The organism is Ferrimonas balearica (assembly GCF_019802055.1).
Classification (GTDB): domain Bacteria; phylum Pseudomonadota; class Gammaproteobacteria; order Enterobacterales; family Shewanellaceae; genus Ferrimonas; species Ferrimonas balearica_A.
The window spans coordinates 343,994-360,537 of sequence record NZ_JAHVHW010000007.1; the positions used below are offsets into that span (position 1 = coordinate 343,994).

At 58.2% G+C, this 16,544-nt stretch carries 16 protein-coding genes and 1 other RNA gene; 10 read left to right on the forward strand and 7 right to left on the reverse strand.

Translation table 11 applies throughout. The features are described from left to right. Position 1 precedes the first annotated feature (1 nt). Complete coding sequence (locus KUV52_RS09185; RefSeq protein WP_409996475.1) at positions 2 to 1,657, forward strand: alpha-amylase family glycosyl hydrolase; 1,656 nt, start codon at positions 2 to 4, stop codon at positions 1,655 to 1,657. Positions 1,658 to 1,662: 5 nt separating this feature from the next. Here KUV52_RS09185 and KUV52_RS09190 read toward each other — a convergent pair whose 3' ends face one another. Further along, positions 1,663 to 2,685 carry a LacI family DNA-binding transcriptional regulator gene (locus KUV52_RS09190; RefSeq protein ID WP_222525645.1) on the reverse strand — a complete coding sequence of 341 codons (1,023 nt, stop codon included), beginning with the start codon at positions 2,683 to 2,685 and terminating at the stop codon, positions 1,663 to 1,665. A gap of 108 nt (positions 2,686 to 2,793) precedes the next feature. Between KUV52_RS09190 and glk the strand changes: the two genes are divergently transcribed. The 5 genes from glk (at position 2,794) to KUV52_RS09215 (ending at position 7,967) form a co-directional block, all read left to right on the forward strand. Then, entirely contained in the window at positions 2,794 to 3,768 is a 975-nt protein-coding gene (glk, locus tag KUV52_RS09195) for a glucokinase (RefSeq protein ID WP_222525646.1), read from the forward strand. A 227-nt stretch (positions 3,769 to 3,995) separates the two neighbouring features. Next, complete coding sequence (glmM, locus tag KUV52_RS09200) at positions 3,996 to 5,336, forward strand: phosphoglucosamine mutase (RefSeq protein ID WP_222525647.1); 1,341 nt, start codon at positions 3,996 to 3,998, stop codon at positions 5,334 to 5,336. 102 nt (positions 5,337 to 5,438) lie between these two features. After that, positions 5,439 to 6,359 (forward strand): fructokinase, encoded by a 921-nt coding sequence (mak, locus tag KUV52_RS09205; RefSeq protein WP_222525648.1) that lies wholly within the window; start codon positions 5,439 to 5,441, stop codon positions 6,357 to 6,359. Positions 6,360 to 6,439: 80 nt separating this feature from the next. Then, a complete protein-coding gene (locus KUV52_RS09210; RefSeq protein ID WP_222525649.1) occupies positions 6,440 to 7,090 on the forward strand; it encodes an ElyC/SanA/YdcF family protein in 651 nt (216 codons plus the stop codon). A gap of 10 nt (positions 7,091 to 7,100) precedes the next feature. Then, a complete protein-coding gene (locus KUV52_RS09215) occupies positions 7,101 to 7,967 on the forward strand; it encodes an EamA family transporter (RefSeq protein ID WP_222525650.1) in 867 nt (288 codons plus the stop codon). Here KUV52_RS09215 and KUV52_RS09220 read toward each other — a convergent pair. The 4 genes from KUV52_RS09220 to KUV52_RS09235 all read right to left on the reverse strand — a co-directional run bounded on the left by KUV52_RS09220 (position 7,891) and on the right by KUV52_RS09235 (position 10,470). Continuing rightward, a complete protein-coding gene (locus tag KUV52_RS09220; RefSeq protein WP_222525651.1) occupies positions 7,891 to 8,568 on the reverse strand; it encodes a DUF2982 domain-containing protein in 678 nt (225 codons plus the stop codon). The two genes, KUV52_RS09215 and KUV52_RS09220, sit on opposite strands and share 77 nt — an antisense overlap. Positions 8,569 to 8,585: 17 nt before the next feature. Then, a complete protein-coding gene (locus tag KUV52_RS09225) occupies positions 8,586 to 9,002 on the reverse strand; it encodes a polymer-forming cytoskeletal protein (RefSeq protein ID WP_222525652.1) in 417 nt (138 codons plus the stop codon). Between the two features lie 175 nt (positions 9,003 to 9,177). Beyond that, a complete protein-coding gene (galU, locus tag KUV52_RS09230) occupies positions 9,178 to 10,074 on the reverse strand; it encodes a UTP--glucose-1-phosphate uridylyltransferase GalU (RefSeq protein ID WP_222525653.1) in 897 nt (298 codons plus the stop codon). Between the two features lie 111 nt (positions 10,075 to 10,185). Further along, entirely contained in the window at positions 10,186 to 10,470 is a 285-nt protein-coding gene (locus tag KUV52_RS09235; protein ID WP_222525654.1) for a ComEA family DNA-binding protein, read from the reverse strand. A 239-nt stretch (positions 10,471 to 10,709) separates the two neighbouring features. Between KUV52_RS09235 and KUV52_RS09240 the strand changes: the two genes are divergently transcribed. From KUV52_RS09240 to KUV52_RS09255, 4 genes are all read left to right on the forward strand, one after another. Further along, positions 10,710 to 12,101 carry an SLC13 family permease gene (locus KUV52_RS09240; RefSeq protein ID WP_222525655.1) on the forward strand — a complete coding sequence of 464 codons (1,392 nt, stop codon included), beginning with the start codon at positions 10,710 to 10,712 and terminating at the stop codon, positions 12,099 to 12,101. A 118-nt stretch (positions 12,102 to 12,219) separates the two neighbouring features. Then, positions 12,220 to 12,316, forward strand: an RNA gene (gene ffs / locus KUV52_RS09245) — signal recognition particle sRNA small type. A gap of 155 nt (positions 12,317 to 12,471) precedes the next feature. Next, entirely contained in the window at positions 12,472 to 13,008 is a 537-nt protein-coding gene (locus KUV52_RS09250; RefSeq protein ID WP_222525656.1) for a hypothetical protein, read from the forward strand. A 100-nt stretch (positions 13,009 to 13,108) separates the two neighbouring features. Further along, entirely contained in the window at positions 13,109 to 14,092 is a 984-nt protein-coding gene (locus KUV52_RS09255; protein WP_222525657.1) for a transposase, read from the forward strand. A 463-nt stretch (positions 14,093 to 14,555) separates the two neighbouring features. Here KUV52_RS09255 and KUV52_RS09260 read toward each other — a convergent pair whose 3' ends face one another. After that, a complete protein-coding gene (locus KUV52_RS09260; RefSeq protein ID WP_222525658.1) occupies positions 14,556 to 15,503 on the reverse strand; it encodes a LysR family transcriptional regulator in 948 nt (315 codons plus the stop codon). A gap of 120 nt (positions 15,504 to 15,623) precedes the next feature. Further along, on the reverse strand, positions 15,624 to 16,466 hold the full coding sequence (locus KUV52_RS09265; protein WP_222525659.1) for a hypothetical protein: 843 nt from the start codon (positions 16,464 to 16,466) through the stop codon (positions 15,624 to 15,626). Positions 16,467 to 16,544: the final 78 nt, after the last annotated feature.

Genomic DNA, 16,544 nt, shown 5'->3' on the forward strand with positions numbered 1-16,544 from the left:
GATGATGAAACCTATGACGCCTCTGGCGGTGGCGGTGGCGATGGCCGTGGCTCTCGGCGGTTGTGCCGCCAATTCTGAATCCGCACCGGAGTACTACGGTACGGCCCATCCGTTTGCCAGCGAAGCGATCTACTTTGTGATTACCGATCGCTTTGTGGATGGCGACCCCGGCAACAACTACCCCAAAGACAGCGGCTGGGATCAGCCCCTGATCTGGGACAATGGTGATGTTGCCAATGTGGGATACCAGGGCGGTGACTTTAAGGGCCTGTTGGATAACGCCGACTACGTGACCGAGATGGGCTTTACCGCTGTCTGGATGACGCCGATTGTGCAGAATCCTGCCGAAGCGTTTACCGGAGGGCATCCGATCCGTCGGGAAGGGTTCGCGATGGATCGGGGCAAGGCGGGGTATCACGGCTACTGGGGCGTGAACTTCTATCAACTGGACAAGCACCTCCCCTCCGAAGGGCTGGATTACGCAGCCTTTACCGCCGCAATGAAGGTGAAAGGGCTGAAAACCGTGCTGGACGTGGTGATCAATCACGGCTCGCCCGCCTACACCATGCCCGCTCCTCAGCCCGAATTCGGCAAGCTCTACGACCGGGACGGTAACCTGGTGGCCGATCACCAGAATCTGCCCCCGTCGGAGCTGGACCCCGTCAACGAGCCGCTTCACCGCTTTTTCAACACGGAACCGGATCTGGCGCAGTTGGCCGACATGAATGTCGAGCGCCCGGAAGTGATGGACTACTTTGTCGGCGCTTACCTGCAGTGGCTGGAGCAGGGGGCCGCGGCGTTTCGCATCGATACCGTCAAACACGTACCCAAACCCGCCTGGGCGGAGTTCAGCCGTCGCATTCGTGCTCAATACCCGGACCTGTTTATGTTTGGCGAGGTGTATGACTACGACGCCGAAGTGATTGGCCAATATACCCGGGAAGAGAACGGTGGCATGAGCGTGCTGGACTTCCCGATGAAGGCGGCGCTGGGTGAGATCTTCGAACAGGGTGCGGGGTTCGAGGTGTTAGCGCCCACTCTCCATCTGAACGGCGGCAGCTATGCCAACCCCTACGAGCTGACCACCTTCTACGACAACCACGATATGCCCCGCATCAACGCCACGGATGAGGGCTTTATCGATGCCCATAACTGGCTGTTTACCGCCCGGGGCATTCCGGTGATCTACTACGGCTCCGAGATGGGTTTTGAGCGGGGCAAAGCGGAACACGCGGGCAACCGAAACTATTTTGGTACCGCCAACCTGGCGGCGGCCCGTGAACACCCTATCCGCCACCACCTGAGCCGAATCGCCAAGGTGCGGCAGCAATCCGTTGCGTTGCAGCGAGGTCTGCAACTTAACCTGACGCTGGAGGGCGATCTCGCCCTGTTCTACCGGGTCTATCAGCGTGAGGGAGAGGCTCAGACGGCGCTGGTGATGCTGAACAAAGGCGACACCCCGGTTCGGATGGAGGAGGGGCGCTATGCTCAGCCCGGCCAGTGGCGGGATGCCATGAGCGAAGAGACCGTAATGCTGAGCGAGGGCGAGGCACTGGTAGCCGATGTGCCCGCCCATGGCGTCAGAGTGTTCCTGCGAGACGGCGCCATTGTGGGTGACGAGTTGCAGGCCGCCCTGAGCACCCTGGTGGCGGAGTAGGGCGCTTAGCCCTCTCCGCAACTTTTGCGGGCAATCAGCCGGGTAGGGATGGTGGTGGAGCGGACTGGCTCGCCGCGGATCTGGCGGACCAGACTCTCCACCAGTTGCTCACCGGCCAGCTTGGTGTCCTGACGCACGGTGGAGAGCGGCGGGGAGGCAAAGCGCGCCACCGGAATGTCATCAAATCCCATGACCGCCACATCCTCAGGCACCCGCAGGCCATGAGCCTGCAGCGCCTGCATGGCACCGACAGCGATAAGGTCGCTGGCGGCAAACAGGGCGTCGAACCGGGTGCCTCGCTGCAGCAGAGCCTCAACCGCGTCGTACCCCGCCTGCTCTGTGGTGATGGCGTCCTGCTGAAGGGCCGGTTCAACACTGAGTCCCGCTTCCATCAAAGCCCGGACGTAACCCTGGTAACGGGCAAAGAACTCCGGGTAGTGGTGGGAGGCGTTGCCAATAAAGGCGATGCGGCGGCGGTTCAGGCGGATCAGATGCTCGGTGGCATCCTGCCCACCCTGCCGGTTGTCGCAGCCAACCGACAGCCCTGAGCCTTCGGAAAGCGGGCCCCAGCGCACGTAGCGGGTGCCTTGTCGGTCCAGTTGTTGCAGCTTCGGCTGGTAGTCGACATCGTCGCCATAGCCCAATAGGATGATGCCATCCGCTTTATGGCTGTCTTCGTAGTCTGCATGCCAGTCATCGGACAACTGCTGGAACGACACCAGCAGGTCAAAACCCTGTCGGGCACAGGCCCGGGTGATGGAGCCGAGCATCGACAGGAAAAACGGATTGATCAGTGAGTCATCGGTGGTTGGGTCCTCGAACAGCAGCAGGGCCAGCGTGGCGCTCTGTTGAGAGCGTAGGCTGCTGGCGTGCTTGTCCACCTTGTAGTTGAGCTCACGGGCAATGCGCTGCACCTTTTCAATGGTTTCCGGCTTAACCAGCGGACTGTTGCGCAGGGCCCGGGAGACCGTGGACTGGGAGACCCCAGCCAGGTGAGCGATGTCGAAGGAGGTCGCTTTGCCTTTCATGACGATTTTTATGGTTATCCAAGCGAAGACCGTACCCGACGCACTATACCCCAAGCGAACGGGTGTGAACATTGCCGGGAAACCGGCCCATTCAGCTGAGAACGAACAATGGAAAAGAACAATCTAACCCTGCTGGTGGCTGATATTGGTGGCACCAACGCCCGATTTGCCCTTGCCCGCTGCACGGATGCGGGGATTCAGGTCGAGCAGGCTCGCCACTTTCCGAGTGCCGACTTCCCCTCTCTGGAAACCGTTGTGCGGCACTACATCGCCACCCTTGAGGGCGAAGTGGTGCTGGATGGCGCCTGTCTGGCGGTGGCAGGACCGGTGGCGGATGAGCGAATCGCGCTGACCAACCTGGGCTGGTACGCCAACGTCAGCGAACTGAAGCGCACTCTGGAGTTGCCGCGTCTGGCGGTGATCAACGATTTTGTGGCGTACGCCTACAGCATTCCGCAGCTGCCGGAACATCAGCGTCAGACTGTGAAACCCGGTGAGCCGATGAAGGGCGCCCCCCGTGTGGTGCTGGGGCCGGGTACCGGATTTGGTGTGGCCTCGCTGGTGCCCACCGAGCGCGGCTGGCTGGCGATCCCCTGTGAAGGGGGCCACATCAGCCTGGCGGCCACCAACGAGCGGCAGGCGGCACTGGTTGAGATCCTGCGTCGTCGCTTCCCTCACGTTTCCGTGGAAACCATCCTCTGCGGGCGCGGCCTGGTGAACCTTTACCAGGCGATGGGGCAACTGATGAAGCTGCCGACTCCCTTGAGTACTCCGGCGGAGATCACCGGTGCGGCGCAGGAGGGCGAAGACCTGCTGGCCCGGGAAACTCTGGCGGAGTTCTGCCGCTGGCTGGGCAGCGTGACCGCTGACTTTGTTCTGGCGCAGGGGGCCCGCGGCGGCGCCTGTCTGGGTGGCGGCATTCTGCCCCGCATTGCGGAGTTTCTGCAGCACAGTGACTTTACCCAGGCGTTTGGTCACAAGGGGATCATGACCGGCTATCTGGAGCCGGTACCGGTCGAATTGGCGCTCAAAAGCGATACTGCGCTGATGGGCGCCGCGGCCTGGTTCCGCGACCACGCTTAACCCTTTTCAGGCCGGGCACTCGCCCGGCCTTTTTGAATCGGCCGGATGTTTCAGCATTGCCATCAGAATGACGCAACTAAGATTGGCTGAAGCGTCAGATCCGGATTCGGGTTTGATGCTTTGTTCCACTCCCTGATTAGTGGCAAAATATGGCACCAAGTTGCCCTGATTAGGGCCGAAATCCCGCAGCTATGGACGCGGGCCTGAGCGGGCTCGCCGATTGTGTTATGTCTCGAAAATATTTTGGTACCGACGGGGTGCGTGGCCTGGTCGGTCAATTCCCCATTACTCCCGACTTTGCCCTGAAGCTGGGCTACGCCGCTGGCCAGGTGATGGCCGCTGAAGGCACCCGGGAAGTGATCATCGGTAAAGACACCCGTATCTCCGGTTACCTGCTGGAATCCGCCATGGAGTCCGGCCTGATTGCAGCGGGCGTGAACGTGGCCCTGACCGGCCCGCTGCCGACGCCTGCCATCGCCTACCTGGCACAGACTTTCCGCGCCGATGCCGGTGTGGTGATCAGCGCATCTCACAACCCCTATCATGACAACGGCATCAAGTTCTTCTCCAACAGTGGCACCAAGCTGACGGATGAGATTGAGATGGCGATCGAAGCGGCCCTGGATGCCCCGATGGGGTGTGTTGAATCCGCCCGTCTGGGCAAAGTGCGTCGTATTGAGGACGCTGCCGGACGTTACATCGAGTTTTGTAAGGGCACTTTTTCCCACCAGGCAAGCCTGGAAGGTCTGCACATCGTGCTGGACTGCGCGCACGGTGCCACTTACCACATCGCCCCGTCCGTATTCCGCGAACTGGGCGCGGAACTGACCGTTATCGGCGACAAGCCCAACGGCACCAACATCAACGACCACTGCGGCGCCACCCACCTGGATGCGCTGGTGGCCAAGGTGCTGGAAACCGGTGCGAACATGGGCATTGCCCTGGACGGTGACGGTGACCGGGTGATGATGGTGGACCACACCGGTGCCGTGGTGGATGGTGACGAAATTCTCTACATCATCGCCAAGCACTGGCATGCGACCGGACAGATGGACGGCGGTGTCGTGGGTACTCAGATGGCCAATCTAGGCCTCGAGCTGGCGCTGAAAGCGCTGGCGATCCCCTTCGCCCGCTCCAAAGTGGGTGACCGCTACGTGGTGGAACTGCTGAAAGAGAAAGGCTGGAAGCTGGGCGGTGAGAACTCCGGCCACATCCTGAGCCTCAAGCACCACACCACCGGTGATGGCATCATCGCGGCGCTGCAGGTGCTGAACGCGTTGAAGCACCTGGACCAGACTCTGGCCGAGGCCCGCTCCGGCATGACCAAGCTGCCGCAAGTTCTGGTGAATGTGCGCTTTAGTGGCCAGGGTGCTCCTCTGGAAGACGCCAGCGTGCTGGATGCGGTGGCGGCCGTTGAAGCAGAGATGGGCGACAAGGGCCGGGTACTGCTGCGTAAGTCCGGTACCGAGCCGCTGATCCGCGTTATGGTGGAAGGCGACAGCAGCCTGGATGTGGACGCGCTGGCGCAACGCATCGCGGACGCCGTGCAGGCTGCTGACGCCCGCTAAGCGTTCCATAATGACAAGGCCCGCCCGGTGCGGGCCTTTTGCCGTTTTGAGCGGGATGTGGTTCGCTCATTGGAAACCGAATATAAGAATGGAAGCCTTCTGATGACTGGCACTCCACTGCCGCCGCTGCGTCTGGGCGTAGACCTGGGTGGCACCAAGATTGAACTGATTGCACTGAACCCCCAGGGCCAGGTGCGCTGGCAGCAACGCATTCCCACGCCGTCAGGCAGCTACCGGGCCACCATTGAGGCGATTGCCGGGTTGGTGCAGCGCTGCGAAAGCGAGCTGGGGGAGTCGGGCACCGTTGGGGTTGGGATCCCCGGTGTGGTGTCCCGTCAGACGCAGCGGGTGAAAGGGGCCAACTCGGTATGTCTGAACGGCCAGCCGCTGGAGCAGGATTTGGGGGCGCTGCTGGGGCGTCCCATTCGTACCGCTAATGACGCCAACTGCTTTGCCATCTCCGAAGCGACAGATGGGGCGGCGGTCGGTTATCGCACCGTTTTCGGCATCATCCTCGGAACCGGTTGTGGGGCAGGCATCGCCGTCGATGGCCGTGTGCATGAGGGGCCCAACGGCATCGCGGGCGAATGGGGGCACAATCCACTGCCCTGGATGACGGAAGCGGAGTTCCCTGGCCCGGACTGTTTCTGTGGTCGTCGTGGCTGCATCGAAACCTTTATCTCCGGCACCAATCTGGCCCGACAGTATCGTGAACATACCGGTTTGACGTTGGCGGGCGCCCAGATCCTGGAGCGGGTGGATGCCGGTGAAGCCTCGGCTGAACAGGTGTTTGAGGCATTTCTGAGCCAACTGACAAGGGCTCTGGCTCATGTGATCAACCTGCTCGATCCGGATTGCATTGTGCTGGGTGGCGGGCTGTCGAATGTGGAACGGCTCTATGAGCTGCTGCCGAAGCGCCTGCCCGGTTACACCGTTGGGGGCGAATGCGCTACGCCGATTCTTAAGCATCACCATGGTGACGCGTCCGGCGTTCGCGGTGCCGCCTGGTTGTGGGGCCGCTGATGGGGTTCTGGCTGAAAAAAGCCATAACTGCAATGATTCTGCCAGTGCCTTTGGCCTGTTTGTTGGTGCTTGCTGGCGTAATGCTGCGCCGACGAGCGCCGCGTCTGGCGTTGGGGCTGATGGTGGCGGGTCCCGCTTATCTGCTGCTGTTGTCCTTCTCACCAGTCAGTACCGGGTTGGCCAATGCTCTTGAGGCGCACCATTCCAGTTGGCAGCCCGGCGCACCCGTCGAGTTTGTACTGGTGCTGGGGAACGCGCACACCTCCCATCCGGAACGTCCGGCGACGGCACAGTTGTCCGGCACAGCGCTGGCTCGATTGCTTGAAGGGGTGAGGGTGTGGCGACACAACCCGGAAGCGACTCTGGTGGTGTCCGGTTCTCGCGGTGCGGATCCAGCTCCCCATGCCGAGATGATGCGGTTGGCAGCGATGGAACTTGGGGTTCCCGCTGAGCGTATCCACACCTTTCCCGAAGCTCGGGATACGGAACAGGAAGCTCGTTTCAGTGGGGCTCTGGTGGGGCAGGCACCTGCGGTGCTGGTTACGTCGGCCAGTCATATGGATCGGGCGCTCCTGCTTTACCAGAGACAGGGGATGAATGTCACTCCGGCGCCTACCGACTTTATGGCTCAGCCCACCCGCCCCTGGTACTTCAGTGCCCGCAATTTGTGGGTCAGTCAGCGGGCGTTGCACGAATACCTTGGCCAGCTCTGGCTGGCGATCAAATCCTGAGAGTCTTTTTATGCCACTGTTGTGGATTGTCACGCTGATCTGGGCGTTCTCCTTCTCCCTGATTGATGTCTATATCGCTGGAAAGGTGGACGCGTACTTCGCGGTGTGGTCGCGAATGCTGCTGGCCACGCTGCTGTTCCTTCCCTTCCTATCCCGGCGGGTCTCCGCTTCACTGGCGCTGCGTCTGATGGCGATAGGAGCGGTTCAGTTGGGGCTGATGTTTACCCTGCTTTACCACGCGTTTGCCTACCTCTCAGTGCCGGAGGTGCTGCTCTTTACCATCATGACGCCCATCTGGGTGTTGGTGCTGGAGGACGCCAGGGCAGGGCGCTTTCGTCCCCGTGCCCTGTGGCCGGCGTTGGCCGCCGTAGCGGGGGCGGCGGTAATCCGCTATCAACCCCTTGAAACCGGGCTATGGCAGGGGTTCGCGCTGGTTCAGGGGGCCAATCTCTGTTTCGCTTTCGGTCAGGTGGCCTATCGAAATCTGGCTCATGACGTGCCACGGCATCAGGCGTTTGGTTGGTTCTTCGTGGGTGCACTGCTGCTGGCCAGTGTGGCGATGGCCCTGTTCGGCAATCATGAGCGCTTGCCACAAACCCAACTTCAATGGGGCGTGCTGGTGTGGCTCGGACTTGGGGCGTCAGGGTTGGGGTATTTCCTCTGGAACCTCGGGGCAACCCGGGTCTCTGCGGCGCGGCTGGCGGTGATGAACAATGTGCTTATCCCTGCTGGGATACTGGTCAATCTGCTGCTTTGGCAGCGCGATGCTGATCTGGTCCGTCTCGCTCTGGGCGGCGGCATCATTCTGTTGTCGCTGTGGTGGAGCCCGCCGAAGGACCCAGCTGTCGCATCTGGTAATCCCGAACCAGAACGATAAATTCCTGAGGACTGCGATCCAGGCAGCTGTGGTGAAGGTAGAGGTCATACCCCAGCTGCTGGCGCAGCATCATCTGATGGGTGGCGTAAGCGGCCCGGATGCCGGTCAGTCCGCTCTCTGGTAGAGCGGTCTCATCCGGCAGCAAATCCGCGCACTGGCCACTATTGCATTCGGGTTGAGCCAACCTTGTTAACGGGCGCTGTTCGCGAAGCAGGGACAGTGCCAGCCTGGGGGCAATCGCCTGGTAGAAGCGGGCTGGGTCACGCAGCCGGATGCCCACGTAATCCAGAGGTTGACCGGGGTGCTCCGGTACGCGGGGCTGGTCGATTCGGAGCATCTGCTCCCAGTCCACCTCATAGTGACCGCGTCGATGATGGTAGTTCAGCCCTTGGCTATCCAGTCGCAGGGTAATGGCGGGTTCAATCCGCTTGCCGATGGCCAGTACCGTGGTGAACACCGTCAGCAGGGCCAAAGGCAGCAGCCAGATAAGAGAGAGCCCTTTGGACAGGGCGATCAGAAAGATCAGGGCCAGCCCCCCTGACAGCAGAGAAAGGGTCAGGCGGTTTCGGCGGGAGATGGGGGCAATGGTGATCACATCCATGTGATCAGCGTAGCTGATTAAGCGCTTTTCACTTCAGTGAGTTTCGGCTCATCCGCTTTCACTTCATCCGCTTTGGGCTTGTCCAGGCGCAGAACCTCTTCCTTCAGGCGGGTACCGATAAACTGGCCGCCTTCGAAAATCTCAATCTTCTCAGACAGAACTTCGCCATCCACCATGCCGTTGGCGGTAATGGAAAGCTTGCTGCACTTCAGTTTGCCCTTAAAGTGGCCGGACACTCGTACTTCGGTGGCTTCCAGCTCACCCTCAACACGGCCCTGCTGTTCAATGATCACGCTGCCTTTGGCGGTGACGGTGCCTTCGATAGTACCGTCGACCATGCAGTCACTCTCCAGAACCAGGTCGCCCTTCAGTCGGCAATCCGCAGAGATGTAGGTCAGGCCGGAGCCGCTTGTTTTCGTTTTTTTTCCGAACATAGTGGTCAGTCTGTGTAGTAAGTCGATGAATTGGCCTTAGCCCTGGGGGAGTCGGGTGGGGTATGCCACCGTTACCTTAATAGGGCGACCGCAAGGTCAGTCAACTTTACTGCATTTTGAGTGGGGATCCGAACCAAAATCATGATTCAGATCCCCATTTTGCGCTTTGGAAAGTTCAGCTGAGCAGTTGATTCAGGTGGGTTTGTAACGGACCACCCAGTTCCGGGTGGCGCAGCGCGTATTCGATGTTGGCTTGCAGGTAACCCAGCTTGCAGCCGCAATCGTGGCTTCGGCCCTGCATGGCGAAAGCGTGCACCGATTCCGTTATCAGCAGCGCCTCAATGGCGTCGGTCAGTTGGATCTCCCCACCGGCGCCCGGCAGCGTTTGTTCCAGTAGCGGCCAGATGGCGTTGCTAAGGATGTAACGGCCCACCACCGCGAGGTTGGAGGGAGCTTCATCTGGCGCCGGCTTCTCTACCATCCTTTGAATCGGCGCACTGTCACCGGGACCAATCCCGTGGCCATTGATGTCCACGACCCCATAACTGCTGATGCGCTCCATCGGTACGGGCTCGACCATGATCTGGCTGGCATTGGTGCGCTCATACTGCTTCACCATGGCAGCCAGATTGTCATGGCTCAGATCGCAACTGGCGTCATCCAGCAACACGTCGGGCAGCACCACCGCAAAGGGTGAATCGCCGACCAGTGGACGGGCGCAGAGAATGGCATGGCCTAGCCCCCTGGCTTCAGGTTGCCGCACGCTCATCACCGTAACGTCTTTGGGGCAGATCGACTTTACCTCTTCCAGAAGTTGCCGCTTCACCCGCTTTTCAAGGGTGGCTTCCAGCTCAAACGAGGTATCGAAGTGGTTCTCTATCGAGTTTTTACTGGCGTGGGTGACCAGCACAATTTCCTTGATGCCCGCTGCAATGGTTTCGTTAACCACATACTGAATCAGGGGCTTATCAACAACGGGGAGCATCTCTTTGGGAATGGCTTTGGTGGCAGGGAGCATTCGGGTGCCGAGACCGGCAACAGGGATTACGGCTTTCTGGACGAGCGGCTTCATTCGACGTCTCCAGTGCAGATTAGACTGTCTGCAATCGGGGTTATTAGAGTCCCTTAGTGAACACGCCATCCACTGGCTTGGGGTGAGCAAAGACTCACCCCAAGTGAACCGTTACAACTTAATGCGATCCTGGTTCCTGGCGAGAAGCTCTTCTCCAATGCCACGAACCTTGAGGAGTTCCTCCTTTGTACTAAATGGGCCATGTTCCTCCCGGTAGGAGATGATGGCTTGAGCCTTCTTCAGCCCAACTCCTACCAAAGCGTCAGCCAGGGTTTCGGCGTCTGCGTTGTTGATGTCGACTGTGACGGCGATCTCAACTTCGGAAACTGCCTCCTCCGCCAACGCAACCGTTGGGACCATCAGAAAGGCGATGGCAACAATCAACGCTTTCCACATATAACCTCCTTGTTGTTCTTGTTAATCCTGAAGCGTTGCGGCTTTTACGGCCTCATGGCCGTGACTCAATCCTAGTTCAGATTCCGTAACTTGGCGGGAGTCGGGGGGTTGTCCATTAGCCCAAAGTCTAGGGGGTGGAGAGTTATACCCCCGAATTCCGTGTGGTTTAATGGCGCGGCTTGGACTCCGTGCCGAGTAAAGAAAAAGGACTAATAAAGAACTATTTAGAGGGAAGGACAATGCAAAAGCCCAGCACGCCCACTCTTGGGGCTGCCGCCAATTTAGGTGGTACCAAGTGGGATACAAAGGCGATACTGGTTATCGCTGATATCCTGCTGTTTATCGCATTGATTCAGTTTTTGCCGTTTGATCCGCAAGTGAACAAAGGGCTTGCCCTGCTGGTCTTTACCGCCGTGCTGTGGTTGACCCAGGCGATCCACATCACCATCACCGCCATTCTGGTGCCGGTTCTGGCGATCTTCCTTGGCCTGACCGACACCGCCAAGGCGCTGTCCAACTTTGCTAACCCGATCATCTTTCTGTTCTTTGGTGGCTTTGCCATGGCGGCAGCGCTCCACGTACAGGGCATCGATAAGCGGTTGGCCTCCAAGGTTATCAACCTGTCCGGCGGCAAACTCGCTAACGCCTCTCTGATGCTGTTTGGTGTGACCGGCCTGCTCTCCATGTGGATCAGCAACACTGCCACCGCAGCAATGATGCTGCCGCTGGCACTGGGCATGCTGAGCCAGCTTGATCCCAAGGAACACCGCCGAACCTACGTGTATGTGCTGCTGGGATGTGCGTACAGCGCCAACATCGGCGGTATCGGTACGCTGGTTGGTAGCCCGCCGAATGCCATCGCCGCCGCAGAAGTGGGGCTGGATTTTGCCGGGTGGATGGAGTTTGGCCTGGTGGCCATGGCGATCCTCTGGCCTCTGGTGATTCTGGCGATGCACATGCTGATTAAGCCGGATCTGTCCCACCGCTTTGAGTTCCATGCCGAACAGCCTGAGCTTTCCGGCAAGGCCAAGATGACGCTTCTGGTATTCCTGGTCACCGTTGCGTGCTGGATCTTCTCCAAACCGCTCTCTGCCGCACTGGGTGGCATCGCCAAATTTGACACCTTTGTTGCCCTCTCCGCAGTGGTGGCACTGGGCGCACTGCGGCTGGTCAAGTGGAGCCAGATTGAACGTCAGACCGACTGGGGCGTGCTGTTGCTGTTCGGTGGCGGCCTGACCCTCTCCGGCGTGCTGAAAACCACCGGAACCAGCGTATTCCTGGCCAACCAGATCTTCGACATCTTTGGCAGCACTCATATGGCGCTGCTTACCCTGGTGATCATTCTGTTCGTGGTGATGCTGACCGAGTTCGCCAGCAACACCGCCAGTGCCGCACTGCTGGTGCCGGTGTTTGCCTCCATCGCCGAAGTGCTGGGCGTTTCGCCGGTGATTCTGGCGGTACTGATTGGTATCTCCGCATCCTGTGCCTTTATGCTGCCGGTGGCGACGCCGCCGAACGCCATCATGTACGGTTCTGGCCACATCAAGCAGAGCGACATGATGCGCACCGGTGTGGTGGTGAACCTGATCTGCGTGGTTGTCCTGTTTGCCCTGAGCCAGTGGCTTTGGTAATCGGACACAAAGTGTGCGAATGATCGCTTAAGGCCGCCTTTATGGCGGCCTTCCCTTGCATGCTCCCTAACGTATGGGGATAATGCCCCTGCGTTTTCGGACGCACCTGTCTATGGTGCCCCGGTCCTCTCGCAATGCTAAATCGTCGATCTGGTCAGGCCCGGAAGGGAGCAGCCAAGGTGGTGGACGCATGTGCCGGGATGCGGCTGGGGTGCCACCCAACTCCCCATGTAACTCTGTCGTTTTACCCATAAGTCTGCATAGACGACTTTTTGGTGTAGTAATCCTACATTGAAGGCGTCAGCAGATGTATCGACGCAATCTCGGCCATTCTCGGGTCAAACATCTCTTTCGCTTCGTCAGTTCCTAAATGAACCACGTGTTGACGGTTGAATCGTCACTCGAGTTCGATGCACCGGGCATACCGGCTCAATACACCCGCTATCGCTTGGCTAGTAGCGATCCCGATGCACCTGCCCACGCCCTCTATTCACAGCAGACCTGGCAGGCCGGGATACCCAGCACCAAAGCCTTCTTTGATGTATTAGGACGTCCCTTGCGCAGCGTCACCGTCGGGTTCGATGGTACACCCATCTACCAGGATAAGGCCTACAACGCCCGAGGCTTGGTGATCTCAGAGTCTGAGCCTTACTATCCCGGAGAAGATAACGGGGCGATGCAATGGGCAGGGTTTGATGCTCTGGGTCGACCGGCCAGCCGAACCACCCCCTGGGGGCTGACTTCTGAGTACAGCTACCAAGGACTGACAACGGAGATCCAGGTGGGCGGACTGACCATGAGCCGTACCTACTCATCACAGGGTTGGTTGCTGTCAACCGAAGATGCGGAAGATGGAAGCAATCGCTTCGCCTATACCGCGGTGGGTTGGCCCTTGGTGATAAACTAATAAGACACCCATGATTTAGTTGGTTTTAGGAAATTTAACAGCGGCTAATTGCTATGGCTCTTAGGCTTACTGCACAGGGGTCGTGCTTGAGGACAGGGAGATGCCTAAGGCCAGAAGCCAGCAGGTCAGTTTGCAGGACACATGCTACTACCACTGCGTCAGTCGCTGCGTCAGGCGTAGCTTTCTATGTGGGCAAGACCCCTACAGTGGCAAGAGTTACGAGCATCGTCGCCAGTGGGTTGAAGACCGCTTGCTGCAACTGGCAGAGGTGTTTGCCATCAGCGTGTGCGCCTTTGCGGTAATGAGTAATCACACTCATGTGGTGCTGTGTATTGAGCCAGAGCAAGTTGAAGAGTGGGATACCACAGAAGTAATTCAACGCTGGCACCGACTGTATGGTGGCACAGCGCTGACGCAGCGGTATTGTCAGGAAGAGGAACGCCAACAGATGGCGGAAGCCGAGTTGAATGTCGTCGAGGACCTGGCAGAGCAATATCTCGAACGCTTGATGGACATCAGTTGGTTTATGCGGGCGTTAAACGAGCCGATAGCTCGCATGGCAAATCGTGAAGATGGCTGCACGGGGCGTTTCTGGGAAGGGAGATTCAAATCTCAGGCGTTATTGGATGAACAAGCGTTACTCAGTTGCATGGCCTATGTGGACCTCAACCCAATCCGCGCCAATATCGCCAAGACTCCGGAAGGCTCACACCACACCAGCATACGGATGCGGATACAGGCGGCACTCAAAGGTGAGCAACCTGTAGAGCTGAAGCGCTTTAGTACCCAGTCACAACCCACAGCGAACGCCCTGCCTTGCCATTTAAACGACTACCTGGAGCTTATCGAGTTTACCGGCCGGGCACAGCGCCTCGACAAACCTGGTCATATCGCAGACTCTGCGCCTGAACTCCTTACCCGACTCGGTATTATCCTCCCCAATTGGATAACGCTCACTCAAGGCTTTGAGTACCAGTTTGGCTGCCGGGCGGGTACGTTGACCAGCCTGCAGCACTGTCACGGCAGTCAGGACGCCGTTCGAATTCGAGGCTCGACCAACGCCCGCCGTCTATTCGCCGCCTAACAGCAACGACCCACACCAATAAGAGCAATACAGCATGCCCATGCAGGCTTAGCGCTGTCTTTTCGAAGGAAAATGTGAAAGGTTGGTCCCTAAATCAGGACACCACCTCGATAACCGGCCCCCGCAACTAACCAACTGAAGATAGAGCGCTGGCTTAAGCCACTTGAATCTTGGGCAGTTCATAAAGTGGGTGTCCATTTAAACTAGGTGTCTATTTAAACTTTTCGGGATGGTGTTCAATCTGGGCGGTGTGGAGAAATGTGGTCCGTGTGCCCGTTGTGGATGAAAGCTTGAGGCGACAAACCGGTCTGAACGGGTGTCCGATTCATTAATTGACCACGATAACGATCCAAAGCCGCAAACGAGTGCGGCTTGGACTTACGGATTGATGTCAATCTGGATTCTGCGTGCTGCAGTTCGAGCTTCGAATCAACACCGTCGACAAGTTTCAAACCAGGCCAACTCATCCAAAGGTATCATGGATGACTCTGTTCAAGCCGGGTGCCTGGCGGCGCTCGGGTGCTTGCACCACCTCATAAAGGGTGGATTTGAGCCACATTACCAGAGGATGTTCTGCTTGCTCGGCGGGATTGGCGCACACAACATCCAGTATGGGAAGTGGTTCATCAGCCAGATCGAGGCTAAGGGGCGATAGGCCCTCGGGCCTGTTGCCGATCAGTTTTGCGGAACTGGCCAGCAACAGTGGCTGGGTCGTGGCCACCTGCATTGCCAGGGTGATGCTGTCCGTCTTCATTCGAATTCGTGGGCTGAAACCCGACCAGAAGAAAGGGGTTTCTGGCCCTTGCCAGGGGGAGGAGAGAGCGACAAATTCAGATCTCTCCAACTGCTCGATACCAACGGGCTGTTGCTCATGCAGGTAATGCGAACGGTTTGCCAATACCACCAGTTCATCCTGAAACAGGCGCGTTTGGGCGATTACTGCCGGTAGATCCGGCTGGTAGTAGTGCACGCCCATCACCACTCTGCCATCAAGCAGATTGTCGATGGCTTGTCCGTCCCACTCTTTCAGTTCCCAGGTCACTTTAGGAGCGCGGGAGGAGAGGGTTTCAAGCAGTGGCTCACCAAAGGCGAGGCCTATTTGACTGTTCATATACAGGCAAAGGCTGCCGTTCAGGTTAGCCGGTTTGAACTCTTCTTGGCTGGCCAAGATGTATTGAAATCGATCGATGAGTGCCGGCAATTCCGTCGCCAAAGTCAGCATAACGGGCGTTGGCATCAACGTGTTCGCCTGACGCACAAACAGAGGATCGTCCATGGTATTTCGGCACTTAGCTAATATTCGAGCGACGGCTGACTGCGACAAACTCAACTGTGTGGCGGTGTTGTAGGTATTTCGTGTCTGAAAGAGGCTGAGCAGCACCTTCATGGCACGCAGATCCAAGTTTTGCATGTTTCTTAATCCTGTCGGTTTATCACCCCTGCCGTTGACCAAAGGCTACGAAGTGCCCTTCGACCTGGGCAGGATGAGAAAATGGCCAGCGTTTGCTGGCCATTGATGGGGGTCAGGTGATCAGAAGCGCCAGTCGAAGCCAACGGAGATCTTGGTGTCTTCACTGCGCACGTGGCCCATATTGCCTTGCAGGTCACTGACGTTATCCACCTTCAGGTTGGTGTACTTGGCTTCAAGGTAGATGTTGAACACCGCATCGCCGATCTGGGTGCGAGTCCCCTGCAACAGCACCAAGTCGACCATGGACAGATCCGCGCCGCCGTAGCTGGAGCCACCAAAGGCCTGAAACACGGTGTAGTGGGTATCATTCCACGGATGCAGACCGTACAAGTTAACGGATGCCATGTGTGCATAGTCTCCCCCCAGCATCTGCTTAACGGTACCGCCATTGATGGACATCTCGTTATGGCCGGTTCCGGTGGCGTAATCGCCCATCTGACCATGGACCTGGTTATTGATGATGCCTGAAATCTTGTTGGTATCGATGTCTACGTAGGAATAGTTCACCGAGGGGAAGAACAGGGTAGTCCCATTGGTGGCCGTCAGTGGCAACATGTAACCCGCGGTGTAGAAGTCCATTACCTCAGTCAGGTTCACATCGGCATAAACACCACCAAAGCGCTCGTCAAAGTTTGCCAGGCGGAAGCGGAAGTCCTCGGACTGGGTAAAATACTCGGCGATTAAGATGGTTTGAGTGTCGTATTCACCGTTGCCGTAGAGGTTGTTAAAACCGCCACCGGCCACCACTTTGATTTCACCGCGGTGGTCAGTTGCAATACCACCACGCCAGGCGGTGTTACGGGGATCCGCATCGTGTACCTCTTCGGCTACGACTGCGGAAGAAACGCCGACAAACAGAGTGGAAGCGATACCCAGAGCAGCAAGTACATTGGACTTTTTCATCATTTCACCTTTAAAAAGTTAGGGAGTCATCTCCTGAATTCGGGAGCATTATTGACTCGAAAGGCGACTTGAGAAATG

What these genes read in the sequence shown, in the direction of transcription:
- KUV52_RS09185 (WP_409996475.1), top strand. Translation starts at nt 2, where the DNA reads ATGATGAAACCTATGACGCCTCTGGCGGTGGCGGTGGCGATGGCCGTG.
- KUV52_RS09190 (WP_222525645.1), bottom strand. Translation starts at nt 2,685, where the DNA reads ATGAAAGGCAAAGCGACCTCCTTCGACATCGCTCACCTGGCTGGGGTC.
- glk (WP_222525646.1), top strand. Translation starts at nt 2,794, where the DNA reads ATGGAAAAGAACAATCTAACCCTGCTGGTGGCTGATATTGGTGGCACC.
- glmM (WP_222525647.1), top strand. Translation starts at nt 3,996, where the DNA reads ATGTCTCGAAAATATTTTGGTACCGACGGGGTGCGTGGCCTGGTCGGT.
- mak (WP_222525648.1), top strand. Translation starts at nt 5,439, where the DNA reads ATGACTGGCACTCCACTGCCGCCGCTGCGTCTGGGCGTAGACCTGGGT.
- KUV52_RS09210 (WP_222525649.1), top strand. Translation starts at nt 6,440, where the DNA reads ATGCTGCGCCGACGAGCGCCGCGTCTGGCGTTGGGGCTGATGGTGGCG.
- KUV52_RS09215 (WP_222525650.1), top strand. Translation starts at nt 7,101, where the DNA reads ATGCCACTGTTGTGGATTGTCACGCTGATCTGGGCGTTCTCCTTCTCC.
- KUV52_RS09220 (WP_222525651.1), bottom strand. Translation starts at nt 8,568, where the DNA reads ATGGATGTGATCACCATTGCCCCCATCTCCCGCCGAAACCGCCTGACC.
- KUV52_RS09225 (WP_222525652.1), bottom strand. Translation starts at nt 9,002, where the DNA reads ATGTTCGGAAAAAAAACGAAAACAAGCGGCTCCGGCCTGACCTACATC.
- galU (WP_222525653.1), bottom strand. Translation starts at nt 10,074, where the DNA reads ATGAAGCCGCTCGTCCAGAAAGCCGTAATCCCTGTTGCCGGTCTCGGC.
- KUV52_RS09235 (WP_222525654.1), bottom strand. Translation starts at nt 10,470, where the DNA reads ATGTGGAAAGCGTTGATTGTTGCCATCGCCTTTCTGATGGTCCCAACG.
- KUV52_RS09240 (WP_222525655.1), top strand. Translation starts at nt 10,710, where the DNA reads ATGCAAAAGCCCAGCACGCCCACTCTTGGGGCTGCCGCCAATTTAGGT.
- KUV52_RS09250 (WP_222525656.1), top strand. Translation starts at nt 12,472, where the DNA reads ATGAACCACGTGTTGACGGTTGAATCGTCACTCGAGTTCGATGCACCG.
- KUV52_RS09255 (WP_222525657.1), top strand. Translation starts at nt 13,109, where the DNA reads ATGCCTAAGGCCAGAAGCCAGCAGGTCAGTTTGCAGGACACATGCTAC.
- KUV52_RS09260 (WP_222525658.1), bottom strand. Translation starts at nt 15,503, where the DNA reads ATGCAAAACTTGGATCTGCGTGCCATGAAGGTGCTGCTCAGCCTCTTT.
- KUV52_RS09265 (WP_222525659.1), bottom strand. Translation starts at nt 16,466, where the DNA reads ATGAAAAAGTCCAATGTACTTGCTGCTCTGGGTATCGCTTCCACTCTG.